This window comes from Stenotrophomonas sp. STEN035 (assembly GCF_056759935.1).
On the sequence record NZ_JBRRDY010000015.1, the window covers coordinates 20,076 to 35,768 of the forward strand.

Here is a 15,693-nt window from a genome sequence, read left to right on the forward strand (position 1 = left end):
AGTTCCGATGACGCGTAAACCACTTACCGCCGCGCTGGCGCTGGGCATGAGCCTGGCCGCTGCTGCCCACGCCAACGAAGGCATGTGGATGCCCACGCAGCTGCCGGAGTTGGCCAGGACGTTGAAGGACGCCGGTTTCAAGGGCGATCCGAAGCAACTGGCAGACGTCACCGCACCGCCGTTGAGCGCGGTGGTGCGCGTCGGCGGGGGTACCGGCGCGTTCGTCTCCGACGAAGGTCTGCTGCTGACCAATCACCATGTGGCCTATGGCGTCATCCAGTACAACGCCAGCAAGGAACACAACATCATCGACGAGGGCTTCATCGCCCAGGGCCGCGACGATGAGCGAGCTGCCAATCCGGACTACCGGGTGCTGGTGACGGTAGGCTTCGACAAGGTCACCGATGAGGTGCTCAAGGATGCGCGTGGCAAGACCGGGCGTGCCTACTTCGACGCAGTGGAAAGCGCGCGCAAGCGCATCGTTGCCGACTGCGAGGTCGAAGGCCGCGTGCGCTGCTCTGTAGCGAATATGTACTACGGCAGCGACTTCTATTGCATCCGCCAGCTGGAGCTGACCGACATCCGTCTGGTCTACGCACCGCCGCGCGCGATCGGCAACTACGGCGACGAGATCGACAACTTCATGTGGCCGCGCCACACCGGCGATTTCACCCTGCTGCGTGCCTATGTGGGCAAGGACGGCAAGCCCGCGCCGTATAGCAAGGACAATGTGCCCTACCAGCCGCCGGCGCACTTGAAGATGGCGTTGGATGGTCCGAAGGAAGGCGATTACGCGATGCTGGCCGGTTACCCGGGTACCACCTATCGCCTGCGTACTGCCGCTGAGTTCGCCAACCAGATCGACACCGTGCTGCCACGGCGTGTTGATGTATTCCAGCAGCTGATCGATGTTATCGAAGCAGAAGGCAAGAGCAATGCGGAAGCGCGTACGCGCTACGCCTCGCAGCTGCAGTCGTTGAAGAACAACCGCAAGCGTGCTGCCGGTGAGCTGGAGGGCTTGCTGCGTAGCGATGCCAAGATGCAGCGAGAGCAGGACGAGCAGGCGATGCTGGCCAGCGCCGACGGCAAGTACAAGGCCGATATCGATGCGCTGTTCGCCTCGCTGACAGCGGGGCAGCAGGCAGGTGCCAGTGAGTTCCTGCTCAGCACCTTGACCGGGCAGACCCAGCTGCTGCGTTCGGCAATGCTGCTTGAGCGTCTGCGCATCGAATCAGCCAAGCCCGACGCACAGCGCGAGAGTGGCTATCAGCAGCGTGACCAGGCCTTGATCGAAGGCGTGCTCAAGCAGGTGCAGCGCCGCTACGATCCGGCGACCGAGAAAGCGTTGATCAGCGCGCTGATGCTGCGCTACCAGCAGCTGCCCGACGGCCAGCGCGAGCGCGGCTACGACGAGGTTTTTGGCCGCACACCGGCACAGCTGACGCAGCGTCTGGATGCGCTTTACAAGGGCACCGGGCTCGGCACCGAGGAAGCGCGCCTGGCGCGTTTCGCTACCGCGCGGCAGGGCCAGGCGATAGCGGCAGACCCGCTGATGCAGGCAGCCGCGGTATTGGTGCAGGCGCAGATCGCCGCCGAGGCCAAGAGCAAGGAGCGCGAAGGCGAGCAGCTGCGTCTGCGTCCGTCCTACATGCAGGCCTTGTTTGCCTGGCGTGCAAGCCAGGGCCGGGCGGTGTACCCGGATGCCAACAGCACCCTGCGTATCAGCTATGGCAAGGTCGAGGCGCTGCACCCGCGTGATGCGGTCAGCTACGCGCCGGTGACTACCGTTGCCGGGATCGTCGAGAAGAACACCAACGCGGTGCCGTTCGACGCGCCCAAGCCGCTGCTGGCGGCGATCGCCAAGGGCGACTTCGGCAGCACTGCCGATCCGGCCCTGAAGACGCAGACGGTCAACTTCCTGACCAACCTGGATACCACTGGCGGCAACTCCGGCTCGCCGGTGCTCAATGCCAAGGGCGAGCTGATCGGCCTGAACTTCGATTCCAACTGGGAGTCGGTCAGCGCCAGCTGGTGGTTCGACCCGCGCTACAAGCGCGCGGTGCACGTGGACATGCGCTACCTGCGCTGGCTGCTGGCCAAGGTGTACCCGGCACCCGCGCTGCTGCAGGAAATGGGTGTTCCTGCCGAGTAAGCGGCACAGGGTGGGCGGCGCGAAGGCGCCGCCCATTTCGTTCATAAAACTATGTGTATCCCGTTTCAGCGGTAACTGACATTACGCTGAGCTAAAATCCCAGCTATACGTGGGCTGTTTACTGGAGCCCGACAGGGAGAGTGTGTGGCATCGGATCTGAACTATGCGCCCGTTGGCGCAGCCAATCCCATGGCCTTGGCGCCGCTGCGTATCTGGATTGTCGGCAAGCTTGAGCTGTTGCAGCCATTGTTGCCCTACGGCGCCCAGATCCAGGCGCTGGACAGCGTCGAGGCGCTGTACCGCGAGTTGGTGATCGTTCCCTGCGACATCGTGGTGATTGATACCACCCAGGTCCGCACCGGTCTGGTCGAAACCGTCGAGCACCTGCGCCGTCGTGATGATCTGGGCGTGGTCCTGCTGGTCGACCCGCTTACCCCGCAGTTGATTGCCGATGGCCTGTGGGCCGGTGCCGACGCCTGCCTCCCGCACCGGCCGGAACCGGAATTCCTTGCGGCCAAGCTGTATAGCTTGCGCCGGCGCCTGCCCGGCGAGGCGGCACAGTTGATGGAGAACGTTGCTGCCAGCGGCGACAGCGGTAGCTGGGCGCTGGAATCCGATGGTTGGGACCTGCGCGGGCCCAATGCGCAGGTGCTGGCACTGACCGAGGCCGAACGCGCATTTCTCACTTTGCTGTTCTCTTCCCCGGCTGAGACAGTCGCTCGTGAACGCCTTATTGCTGCTCTCACCGACCAGCCCTGGAGCTTTGATCCGCACCGGATTGAAGTGCTGGTGCACCGTCTGCGCAACCGCGTGCAATCGGCCACCGGCTGTACCCTCCCGGTTCGCGCAGTTCGGGGTGCTGGTTACCGACTGACGGTCTAAGTCACACTTTTTCGTTTATTTCGCATTCACTTATTTGAAGATGCGCCCGTTCACATTTGTGACTTCGGGCACAAGTAAATCTTTCGTGAAATCAATGTGATAGCTGCGTCATGGACGTGAATGCAGACCTGTTTCGAAAGCAAGTGAGAGTTTCCGTCATTGAGCGGAACTGAATAGGCGCTTTTGCGCCGTAAGAATCGCGGCGATCAAAAGCACCTCACGGTGCCGACCTGGCAGTTCGTTTTTGGGGCGAACTGTCTGACCACACGAATTTTTCCGGGCTGCCAGTTCTGGCGGCCCGTGCGCGCAGCGTTTGCAAGGGTTTGCCAAATGAACAGCCAACTTGATCAGCTCACCTCCAGCCATGGGTCGACCCGCGCGACCTGTTCCGGTGCCGTTTTTTCCAGGCTGCTGCGACGCGTGTTGCACATCTCATCGCTCCTGCTGCTGCTGGGCGCTGCCCCGATGGCTGCGGCCTACAACATTGCGTTCACCAACTTCGATGCAGCCGAGCCATGGTTGAACGCAGACGGCAGCGCATCCGGCGCGGTGGACAGCAGCAACGTGCCCGTAGGCGGCATTGCGGTGTACCGGATCGAGATCAACAACACCGCGTCCACTGATGGCGTTGGTCTGGGTGCGGTATTCGATCTGCCCGGCACCATGAGCATTCATGAGATGCCGACGTATTGCGCCTACGCGGCGGGCTCCACGACCCGCGTCCAGTGCAGCCTGCCGAGGCTCCCCGGTGGTGCACCCTTTGACATCACATTGAAAGTAGCCACTGCAGGCATGCCGGTTGGCGCCGCGGTGATCTACGGTGCAGTTGGTGTAGCAAGCAACTTCCCGCCGCTTACGACGCCGGTAAAGGACCTGTCCACCTCGACAACCGCGCGCGATCCGTTCTTCGACGGTGATCAGACCCTGAACAACAACAAGCAGTCGGCCACTGTCACTTTGGGCAACTCCGCCGATCTGGGGCTGACAAAGACTGCCGACGTTGCGACCGTGATCGGTGGCGGGATAGTCACTTACACGCTGAAGGTCGACAACCACGGTCCCGCCAGCTCGACCAACTTCAAGGTGATAGACAACCTGCCAGTCGGTTTCGAGTACGTGGCCAACAGCTTCGTTTCGACCACGCCGGGCTGGACCTGGGATGCAGCTACGCAGACTGCCACCTATGCAGGAACCCTGCCCAGCAGTCCTGGTACTTCCAGCGCAGTGTTCACCTTCAAGGCCAAGGCCAACGTGCAGTCCGGTAACGTCACCAACTCTGCGCGCGTGGAGTCGGTCGGCACGCCGGATACCAATCCCAGCAACAACAGCGACACTGTAGATACCAACGTGGGCCCCGGCGCCGATGTGGCCATCGCCGCAACCTGGAGTCCTTCCCCGGTGGCGTCGGAAGGTGCACTGGACCTGGTATTGAAGGTCGATAACCATGGTCCCATTGCCGCCGAAAACGTGGTCGTCAAGGGCAAGTTGCCGGCAGGTACCACGTTCGATTCATTTGTGGAGCCGGCCGGCTGGTCCTGTACACCACCTGATACGAGCAATGAATTCACCTGCACCCGTACAGGTGCGCTGCCGCCAGGCGGCGCGGGCGAGACCATCACGGTCAAGACCCATGCGCCGGCGGCCAGCGGCAATCACTCAGCTCCGGTCTCGGTTGAAACGACGACACCTGATCCTGATCTGAGCAACAACGACCGGACCGCCGTTGTCTCCGTGCTTGCTGCGGGTGCCGATCTTGAGCTTGGAAAGAGAAAGGAAGCCGTAGACAAGGGGCTGGGCAATCTGGCCGAGGTGATCGTGCCGATTGGCGGCAAGATGACCTCGACCATCACGGTGACCAACCGTGGTCCGGCCGAAGTCGACGGCAATGCGGTTGTCACCGACACGCTCGCTATCGGCGAAGAGTTCGACCCGACGGGGACCAGTGGCGATTTTTCGTGCACGGCGACGTCCTATTCGCCGCCGGTGCCGCAGGTTGTGACCTGCCAACTGCTGCCAGGCAAGTATCCCATCGCCCTGAATGACGTACGCAGCGTCAAGATCACCACCATCGCCCGCGCTCCGGGCCCAGGTGCCAACGGTGCATTGGTCAACAATGCCTGCGCCAACCTGGATCCGATCACCGATAGCGGTGTGAACAAGGACAACGTACCGGGCAATAACTGCGCCTCGGCCGGTTTGGGTATTGGCGTGTCCCCAACCTCGGCGAACCTGAAGGTCAGCAAGACCACGCGTGCGCCGAACAACGGTGACCGGCTGGTGGAAGTTACCGATACCGAAATGAGCTATGAGATCGTGGTCACCAATACCGGTGCCGCGACTGCCGGCATCGTCATCAACGACCCCATCCCCGGCTGGTCCAGCGGTCGCACCAAGGCGGAGTTCACCACCTCGCCGGCGCGCTGGGACCAGTCCAAGTGTTCGATGCAGGGCGCCAGCGTCGTATGTCGCTTTGGCGAGGAGCTTCTCGGTACCTCGGAGTCCATCACCGTCACCGTGAAGCTCTCGCATACCACAGCGGGCAAGCCTGGCTTCCTGGTCGACAGCGAGGGCAACACCCCGGCCTGCCCGGGCACCGCGCCGACGGCAACGCACTGGCATTGCAACACGGCCGGTGCGGGCATTGATGGAACCGTCGCTGGCGCGGTTGCCGAGGCCGACTGGAGTGACAACTACGGCCGCGATTGGGTCAGCGTGCAGCAATACGCGGATATCGAGACCACGCGCAAGCGTATTACCAGTGCTACGACGGGTACCGTCGGCGTCAATTCCGAATACAACATCCAGTACCGCAACAATGGTCCTTCCAGGGTTGAGGGCATCAGCCTCACCGATACCTTTACCCTGGTTGGGAATGAGCCGGGCTTCGTGCTGGTATCTGCGGCACTGGCCAACGGATCCAGCTGCCTGGGCAACGTGGTAGCTCAGAGCGGGCTGACCAGTGTTCCCAGCGCAGGCGGTCAGTCCTACTCCAACCCGACCGGCGGAGACCTGACGGTAACGATCACCTGCCCGGCGATCGATCTGGACGCTGGCCGGGTGCAGGACCTCACGGTCGTGATCCGTCCCAACTACGGTGGTTTGCCTAGCGGCCTGCCGCGCAGCATCTCCAATATCGCAGGCTTCGGCATTGTCGGCGGCAATAGCGGTACCGGCTACGTCCACAACTCCGATCTGAGCAACGACACCAAGGATGCGGTGCTGCCATTGGATACTGGCGTGGCGGATCTCTCGGTCACCAAGCTGGACGTTTTTGACAGCCACAAGGGTGATCCGATCGCCTATGACGGCGACAACCTCGCCAGCAATCTGATCACCTACAAGATCAGCATCACCAACGGTGGCCCGTCGGTGGCAACCAAGGTCCGCATTTCCGATGCGTTCAAGCCTGCCGCCAACAAGACGGTGACCTTCATCGGCTCTTCGTCGGATTATCTCGGTCCCTACAACGGCACGCTGTGCACCGTTGGCAGCAGTGGCGCGACGGTTACGGGTAACACCGCCGGCACCAACACGATAGACGTGGAATGCGACGTGCCGGGCGCTGGTTTCCCCGGTAGCAATCAGCTCGGTGTCATCAAGAACGGCAGCAGCTCGTATATCTACATGCGCTATCGCTACGACACCAATCCCGACGCCAGTGGTGACTCGGTAAGCAACATGGTGTCGGTGCAGGGCGCCGAGACGGATCCACAGCCAGGCAACAACGGCTTGGCAGAGCCGCAAACCACCACCATCCTGATGGCGGCCGATGTCGGTATCAGCAAGACCATGGTCAAAACCCTGCCAGACAGCAACCCGGCGGTTGCGCTGCAGGATGTAATCTCGGTGGTCGGCCTGAAGGAAAGCTTCTGGTATGTACTGACGGGCACCAACCACGGTTCCGGCCAGAGCCTGTCGCTCGACCGTAGCAAGGCCGCCGCTGGCTCTGGTACGCGGATCGTGGATGACCTGCCGGAGGATGTGACGGTTACCGGTCCTATCACCTGGCAGAAGATCGGCCCGGCTGTCACCGGCATGACCACCACGCCCAATGGCAGCGGCAACTGCACGCGGGTCAGCCTGAAGATTACCTGCGATGTGGGCGACCTGACGTACGAGACCGGCACCAAGGGCCAGGTTCGCATCCTGGTGCCCGCGCGTTGGGATAGCTTGCCCAAGGGCACGAATGGTCCGATTGCACCGTCGAAGAACCGCGCAACCATCAGCACCGAGCAGATTGACCGGAATCCGGGCAACGACACCATCGAAGTGCCGCTGGACGTCACCGCGGTCATGCTGTCCGGCTATGTGTTTGTCGATGACGGTGGTGCGGGCGGCAGCAGCGATGGCATCCGCCAAAGCAGCGAAACCGGCATCGGCAGTGTGCAGGTGACCCTGACCGGTAATAACCACTTGGGTCAGTCGGTAAGCGAAACCACGCAGACCAACAGCTCGGGCGCGTACAAGTTCGATAACCTGCCGGCCTCGGATGCTGCCGGCTACACCGTGACCCAGAAGAAGGTGACCGGGTATTCCAATGGCCTGGTCGCACCGCCAACTGGTGGCAATGAGGCGGCGACGTTCAACCCGGATACCTATTCGGCGGGGATCGACTCGCTCTATGTGGCGAAGCTGGGCCTTGGTGTGACGGTTGCCGGTGGCACCATTGGTAGCAAGGGTGCCATTGCGGTCAACTACAACTTCCCGAAGGTACGTTCGGTCAGTTTGTCCGGCTATGTCTATGCCGATCTGTTCCGCGACGACAAGATGGATGCACGTGATGAGGCCATCGTGAACGCGGTGGTGGAGCTGCTTGATGCGGCCGGTGCCGTGATTACCGATACCAAGACCGGTCCGGGTGGTTTCTACCAGTTCACCGAGCTGCATCCGGGTGTTGTTTACGGGTTGCGTGAGCCGCGCCCAGCGGGCCATGAGGATCTGCCCAGCGCGATCAACCCTGGGCTGATCAACGGTGTGGCTTGCGCCACATGCGTGACCAGCACCGTGGCAAACGGCAGCGGCGTCATGGAGCAATCGCAGATTGCAGGCATCCAGCTGAAGAACGGCAACGGCACGCAGTTCAACTTCGGTGAAGGCCGCGCCACGGCGCTGTCTGGCATGGTGTACCTGGACCGCAACCTGCCGACCACTGCGGGTGCGCAGACTGGCAACGGCATCTTCGACGGTGACGATCGTGGCTTGGCCGGCATCAAGTTGGAGCTTTACCACAAGGGTACGAAGGTCGCCGAAGCAACAACCGATAGCGCTGGCAACTACGATTTCCGCGATTACAACCTCACCCCGGATACCACCGACAAGGTGCTGGTAGGCGAGGTTTATGAGATTCGTCAGCCGCTGCAGCCTGCCGGTCTGGAGAACGGCCTTGAAGCGGGTTCCAACACGATCACTACACAGGCAGTGCCGGTTGCTGGCCTGACAAAACTGAACTTCGGCGAGATTGCGGCCTATGTCAGCGGTCGGGTGTATCTGGATGTCGCCAACAACGATATCTATGACGCTTCGGATACGAATCTGGACAACGTCAGCCTCGTGCTGAACGACGGTGCCGCGACCGATGTCTTTGGTGCGCTGGTGCAGGCGCAGCTGACTGCAGGTGGAACCTATATGTTCCGCGATCTGCCCGCCGGTGTTTACAGCGTGACCCAGCCGCAGCAGCCGCAGCACCTCGGCGTTGCCACGTTGAACAACGCCACCAACGCGGGCACCGTCAGCTCGGGTAGCACCGCGGGCACTGCGTCGGGCAAGAAGACGGTGCCGTCGGCGATCAACAACATCACGCTGCTGGCAGGTGGACGTTCCATCGAGAACAACTTCGGCGAAATATTGCCGGTATCGGTATCCGGTGTTGTCTATCTGGACGTCAACGACGACGGCGCGATGGCCGGCGCTGCGGAAACCGGCCTGGACGGGGTGACCATCCAGTTGACCGGCGTCAATGATCTGGGTGACAACGTCACCGTGACCGATGTGGTGCCGGTGAGCACCGTCAACGGCGGCACGTTTGCGTTTGCTGGTCTGCGTCCGGGCACCTATGTGCTTACCGAGCCGAACCAGCCGGCGGGCACTGCCAACGGCAAAACCACTGCAGGTGTGTTGCAGGGTGCCGGTACCACCCTTGGCACGGCGAGCCAGGTGACCGAGCTGCCGAGCAAGATTGCAGCCATCGCCCTGCCAATGCCGGGTACTGCTTCCGTTAACAACCTGTTTGGCGAACTGCCGCGCAATTCCGGTATCACCGGCGTGGTCTGGTTGGATACGGACGACAGCGGCGTCAAGGAAGCCGGTGAGAATGGGCTGGCAGGCGTGCGCGTGCAGTTGGAAGGCGTGGACAATAGCGGCCAGGCGATTACGGTGTTGCCGGTTACGACGGCATCCGATGGCAGCTACGCATTCCTGGACCTGCCGCCAGGCACCTATAAGGTGATCGAGCCTGACCAGCCGGCGAAGACGCTCAATGGCAAGACCGTGGAAGGCAGCAAGGGTGGCGCGGCGACTGGCGTGCGCGATCTGCCGTCGTCCATCGAGGACATCGTGTTGGGCGTAAGCGAGATATCCACCGAAAACAACTTCGGTGAAATCCCGGCGGGCAGCATTGCCGGCTACGTCTACAACGACAGCAACGATGACGGCATCAAGCAGAATGATGAAGGCGGCTTTGTTGCCATCTCCGTCGTGCTGAGCGGTACCAATGACCTTGGTGAAGCGATCAATGTCTCCGGCACAACCGATGCCAACGGTCACTATGTGTTCGAGAACCTGCGTCCTGGCACCTATGTGGTGACCGAGCCCACGCAGCCGGCCGAGACGCTCAATGGCTGGACCACTGCGGGCACGATTGACGGGGTGAAATCCACGGCCAGGGTGACCGGCAAGGAAACCGTGCCTTCAGTGATTGATGGCATCGTGCTGAAGCCGGGCAGCGTCTCCGTCAACAACAACTTCGGCGAGATCGGCGATTCGCCGGACATGCTGGTCAGCAAGTCGTCCAACACGGTGAAGTTCACCGTCAACAACGTGGCGACCTACACCATCCGCGTGCGCAATGGCGGGCAGAAGCCGTCCTTCGGCGAGTACATCGTCAAGGATCGTCTGCCGGTGGGCCTGAGCCTGGCCGATGTTCCGGTTGGCAACGGCTGGATCTGTTCCGGCGCGGTCGGCGATACCCGCTTTGAGTGCCGTAGCTCGGAAGTGGTCAATGCTGGTGCTACCTCATTGTCGGATATCACCGTCAAGGCCAATGTCTCGGCTGAAGCGGCCAAGGCGGGCACCGTCAACAACGCGGTGCTGATCGAAGGCGGCGGCGAAAACGAGTTCCGTACCCCGACCACCACCGAGCGCAGCACCTTTGAAGGTGACGTCAGCACGCTGCCGGTGTGCGATACCGCCATCAGTCAGAATGCCTGCCGCGTGCCCAACCAGGTGCAGCTCTCGTCCTCGGTTGGCGGCACCGTGTGGTTCGATGTCGGTAGCGAGGACACCTTCCTCGATGGCGGCGACCACCGCCTTCAGTCGTGGATAGTGGAGCTGCTGGATTCGGTAACCGGCGTGATCTCGCAGTCCACCATCACCGCGGTGGACGGCAGCTATCGCTTCGCTGACGTGATCCCGGGCGTGAAGTGGAACCTCCAGTTCCGCGACCCGAGTTCGGGCGTGTTGTGGGCGTGGCCGGTGAACCAGGAAACCGCTGGTGGCATGGGCGTGGCCTGCGACGGCCCGCGTGCAATTGGCAACGACGGCGTCAGCGCCTGCCGTGTCAGTGAGAATGGCACCAGCCAGCTGCAGGTCGTGCTTGAAGCCGGCCAGCATCTGCCGCAGCAGAGTCTGCCGGTGGATCCGTCCGGTGTCGTTTATGACGCCGTCACCCGTGATCCGGTGCCGGGTTCCATCGTCACCCTCGCGCCGGTTGGCGTGTGCACCGGCTATGACCCGAAGACCGCCATCCTCAATGCCGTTGCCGGTGGTTACCGCGTGGAAGGCAATGCGGTGTCGATGACAGTTGGCAACAACGGCTATTACCAGTTCATGTTTGGTCCGGCCGCGCCGGCACGTTGCGAGTTCCAGCTGACGGTCACGCCGCCGGGTGGTTACCAGTTCGTGTCGTCGCTGATCCCGGCGGAGACGGGTTCGCTGTCGCCGCTGGGTGCAGCGGGCAGCAGCCACCTGGTGCAGCCGCAGACCGGTGCACCGACCGGCGCAGTGGGCACGCCGACCCAGTACTGGCTGACCCTGTTCGCAGGTTCGGCAACTGCCGGCATCGTGCACAACCACATCCCGCTGGACACGGCCGAGGCTACCGGCCTGGTCATCACCAAGACCGGTGATCGCCAGACCGCTGAGATCGGTGACACCGTGCAGTACACCATCACCGTGCGGCAGACCGCCGGCAGTGCGATGGCCACCTTGAACGTGGTCGATACGCTGCCGCGTGGCTTCACCTACATCGACGGCACTGGCCGTGTGGGTGGACGCGCTGTTGAAGATCCGTTCGGCAAGCCGGGCCCGCGTCTGGGCTTCAACCTTGGCCCGATCAATGTTGGCCAGCAATTGGTGCTCACCTACCGCGTGCGTGTTGGCGTTGGTGCGCAGCAGGGCGATGGCATCAACCGTGCGCAGGCACATGGCTGTTCGATCAGCGGTGGCTGTATCGATCCGGGCTCGATGACGCCGGTGCCGGGCTCGATTCCGTCCAACCGTGCCGAATACCGCGTGCGCGTCACCGGTGGCGTGTTCACCGAGGAAGCCTGTGTGCTGGGCAAGATCTTCGTGGACTGCAACAACAACCACGTGCAGGACAAGGAAGAGCTGGGTATTCCGGGCGTACGCATGTACTTCTCCAACGGCACCTGGATGATTTCCGATTCCGAGGGCAAGTACAGCTACTGTGGCCTGACCCCGCAGAGCCACACCTTGAAGGTGGACCCGTCCACCTTGCCGGTGGGTGCACGTCTGACCACCAGCAGCAACCGCAACCTGGGTGATGCCGACAGCCTGTTCCTGGACCTGAAGAACGGCGAGTTGCACCGCGCCGACTTCGTCGAGGGCAGCTGCGCCAACCCGCTGTTGGAGCAGGTGAAGGCGCGTCGTACCCAAGGAGAGGTGCGCGCACCGGAAACCGAAACCGGGCAGTCGCAGCTGCGTTTTGACAGCAAGCCCGCCCGTGCGCCGCAGCAGGCCACGGATTCGTCCAACCAGAGGCCGATCGTGCAACCGCGACCCAACCCGCCGTCCGCGGCGGCCCAGCAGGAGGTGCAGCCATGAGCCGCGCCGCCCTGCGCAAGATGCCGCGCGTGAGCCTGCTGGCCTGCGCGCTGGCAACGGCTTCACTGCCGTTGATGGCCCAGAACGTGGGCAGCAGCACCCGCTTCACCCCAGTGATCGGTGACAGCAGCACGCTGTATCCGCGTTCGCTGACCACCACCGATACGCCGCCGGAAGTCGTGGCTGCGCGTTCGGGTGAAGTCGACTACAGCCGTAACGCCGGTGTTGATCGCGTGTCGGTGGAAGTCGACCGTGACGGCGTACCGGCCGATGGGCAGACGCCGGTGCACATCACCGTGCATCTGCTCGGCGCCGACGGCAAGCCGCTGGCCGGCAAATCCTTCGTCACCATCGAGAACAGCGGCGGCCGCATCCGCCTGCCTGGCTCGCGTACCGACGAGCTTGGTCCGGGTGCCAGCGACGCCGACAAGGTGATGCCGGGTGTGCAGGTGGAAGTGGAAAACGGCGTTGCCGAGTTCGACCTGATCGCCCCGCATGACCCGCAGGATGTGTTGCTGCGGATTACTGCCGGCGGCGAAACCGCCGAAGGTACGATCGGCTTCCTGCCGGAAATGCGCGACATGCTCGCCACCGGCCTGATCGAAGGCGTGTTGAATTTCCGCAACAAGTCCAACGCCAGCCTGATCTCGCCGGTGCAGCACAACGATGCGTTCGACCGCGATATCCGTCGCTGGGAGAAGCAGTTCAACAACGGCAAAGCCAGTGCCTCGGCGCGCACCGCGTTCTTCGTCAAGGGCCGGATCAAGGGTGAGTACCTGCTCACCGCCGCCTATGACTCGGACAAGGATGTGCGTGGCCGCCTGCTACGCGACATCCAGCCGGAAGAGTTCTATCCGGTCTACGGCGACTCCTCGCTGCGTGGCTTTGATGCACGCTCGGCCGAGCGCCTGTATGTGCGCGTGGACAACAAACGCAGCTACCTGCTGTACGGTGATTTCCAGACTGGCGACACCCTGGCAACCAGCAGCGGCGTTGGCGGCAGCGGTCCGATCCCGCAGCGCAGCCTGAGCACCTACAACCGCACCGCGACCGGCCTGGGCTGGCACTTCGAAAGTGAGCGCGTGCGTACCAATGTGTTCGCCATCGAAGACTCGCTGCGGCAGATCATCGAGGAGTTCCGCAGCCAGGGCAGTGGCCCATACGCACTGCGCAACAATGCGGTGCTGGAAGGCAGCGAGCGCGTCGAGATGATTGTGCGTGACCGCAACCAGCCTTCGCGCATTGTTTCGGTCAAACCGCTTGCACGTCTGGTGGATTACAGCTTCGAGCCTTTCTCCGGACGCATCCTGCTCAACCAGTTCCTGCCTTCGTTCGACAGCGACCTGAATCCGGTCTCGCTGCGCATCACCTATGAACTCGATCAGCAGACCGAGAAGTTCTGGGTAGTGGGCGCCGATGGCCAGTACAAGCTGACCGACAAGCTGGAAGTTGGCGCGTCGGCGGTCGAAGACCAGAACCCGTATGCCGAGTTCAAGATGGGCAGCGTCAACGCGGGCTATCGTTTCGGCCAGAACACCATGCTGGTGGCCGAGTTCGCCCGCACCCAGAGCGAGGTCAACACCAACTCGTTGAACCAGGTGACCTCGCAGGGCTTGAAGGACGTTACCGGCCAGGTCGAAGGCGATGCATGGCGCGTCGAGTTCGCCCACGACGGTGACAAGTTCGACGCGCGCCTGTTCGGTGCGCGTACCGATCCGGAGTTCAACAACCAGGCCTCGCCGCTGTACGGCGGCCGTGGTGAATACAGCGGCCGCATGTCCTATGCCGTTGGCCCGCGCCTGGAGTTGTACGTTGAAGCCCTGCGCAGCGAAGACCGCAACCCGGATGGCGGCAAGCGCGATGCTGGCGGTGCCGGCGTGCGCGTGGCCGCCACCGAACGCCTGACCCTGGACTTCGGCCTGCGCAGCATCCGCGAAACCATCGGCATCACCTCGCCGTGGTCGAGCACCGGCTATGGCCAGTTGTCCGGCCTGACCGGCGGCTTTGCCACCGGTTCGGGCGGCGGCGCACTGGGCTACGGCCAGCAGGCGCTGGACCCGGCCACCGGCCTGATGGTGATCAACAGCGGCAGCAATGGCGACACGATGAACAGCGACCTGCCGGTAGGCACCAAGCTGGAATCGGACAGCGCCCGCGTCGGCGTGGGCTATCGCTTCAACGACAAGTTCAGCGGTGGTGCCGAGTACGAACAAAGCGTCAGCGGCGAAGACCGCAACCGTGTTGCCGCCGGCATGGACTACCAGTTGTTCGAGCGCAGCCGTATCTACGGCCGCTACGAAAAGCAGACCGGTCTGACCAGTGCCTACGGCATCACCACCACCGACCGCGAGGCCGATGCGCTGGTGTTCGGTATCGACAGCAGCTACATCCGCGACACCCAGGCGTTCTCCGAATACCGCCTGCGTGATGCGATCAGTGGCCGTGATGTGCAGGCCGCCTCGGGTATCCGCAATAACTGGGATATCGCCAAGGGCCTGCGCCTGAGCAGCTCGATCGAACGCGTCAACGTGGTCGCTGGCGATACAGGTGACAGTACCGGTCTGGCATTGGCCCTGGATTACAGTGCCAACCCGCTGTGGCGCGGCGCCATCCGTGCCGAGCACCGCATCTCCGAGGACGTGCCGGGCACCACCGACAGCAACGAGGCCTTCAAGACTTCGCTGCTGCAGTTCATGGTTGCACGCAAGCTGAGCCGTGACTGGACGCTGCTGGGCCGCAACTACCTGTTGGCCACCAACTACGAAGAACGTGGCGACGTGCTGCAGGACCGCTTCCAGATCGGCCTGGCCTACCGCGACACCGACCGCAACCGGATCAACGCCTTGATGCGCTACGAGTACAAGCTCGAGCGTGACGAAAGCGGCCTGACCCTGCTCAACGGCGACGTGGTGAGTGGCACCAGCCAGGATGTACGCACGCGTGCGCACATCGTCTCCACCCACGCCGACTGGCATCCGTCGCGGCCGTGGTGGCTGACCGGTCGTATTGCCGGCAAGTGGCAGCGCGACCAGTTCGCCTATGGCGATGGCAGCCGCGTCAACAGCAGCTTCAACGCGGTGCTGGTGTCCGGTCGTGTCGTGTACGACATCACCGAGAACTGGGACATCGGCGTGCTCGGCTCCACCTTCCGTGGCCAGTACGGTGCCAATCAGTTCGCCTACGGCGCGGAAGTGGGCCGCCTGCTGCGGCAGAACCTGTGGCTGTCGGCCGGTTACAACTGGACCGGCTTTGAGGGCGACAGTGATCTCAATGGCTACGAGTACACGCAGCAGGGCTTCTTCCTGCGCCTGCGCTTCAAGTTCGACGAAGACCTATTCCGTCGGGACCCGGTTCGCTACCGCGACCCGGCCCGCTGAGGA

General features: G+C 62.7%; 4 protein-coding genes. All 4 read left to right on the plus strand.

Annotated features, from left to right (window positions below):
- The first annotated feature begins 7 nt into the window (after positions 1 to 7).
- The 4 genes from ACVOLL_RS09990 (at position 8) to ACVOLL_RS10005 (ending at position 15,690) form a co-directional block, all read left to right on the plus strand.
- The gene (locus tag ACVOLL_RS09990) at positions 8 to 2,152 is read left to right on the plus strand and encodes a S46 family peptidase (RefSeq protein WP_481512771.1); all 2,145 of its coding nucleotides are present in this window, start codon (positions 8 to 10) and stop codon (positions 2,150 to 2,152) included.
- 144 nt (positions 2,153 to 2,296) lie between these two features.
- Entirely contained in the window at positions 2,297 to 3,034 is a 738-nt protein-coding gene (locus tag ACVOLL_RS09995; protein WP_481512772.1) for a winged helix-turn-helix domain-containing protein, read from the plus strand.
- Positions 3,035 to 3,364: 330 nt separating this feature from the next.
- Complete coding sequence (locus tag ACVOLL_RS10000; protein ID WP_481512773.1) at positions 3,365 to 12,313, plus strand: SdrD B-like domain-containing protein; 8,949 nt, start codon at positions 3,365 to 3,367, stop codon at positions 12,311 to 12,313.
- Positions 12,310 to 15,690, plus strand: a complete 3,381-nt coding sequence (locus ACVOLL_RS10005; RefSeq protein ID WP_481512774.1) for an Ig-like domain-containing protein — start codon at positions 12,310 to 12,312, stop codon at positions 15,688 to 15,690. The genes ACVOLL_RS10000 and ACVOLL_RS10005 overlap by 4 nt, the downstream gene beginning before the upstream one ends.
- Positions 15,691 to 15,693: the final 3 nt, after the last annotated feature.

Coding starts and splice junctions, on each gene's coding strand:
- ACVOLL_RS10005 (WP_481512774.1), top strand. CDS start 12,310: ATGAGCCGCGCCGCCCTGCGCAAGATGCCGCGCGTGAGCCTGCTGGCC.
- ACVOLL_RS09990 (WP_481512771.1), top strand. CDS start 8: ATGACGCGTAAACCACTTACCGCCGCGCTGGCGCTGGGCATGAGCCTG.
- ACVOLL_RS10000 (WP_481512773.1), top strand. CDS start 3,365: ATGAACAGCCAACTTGATCAGCTCACCTCCAGCCATGGGTCGACCCGC.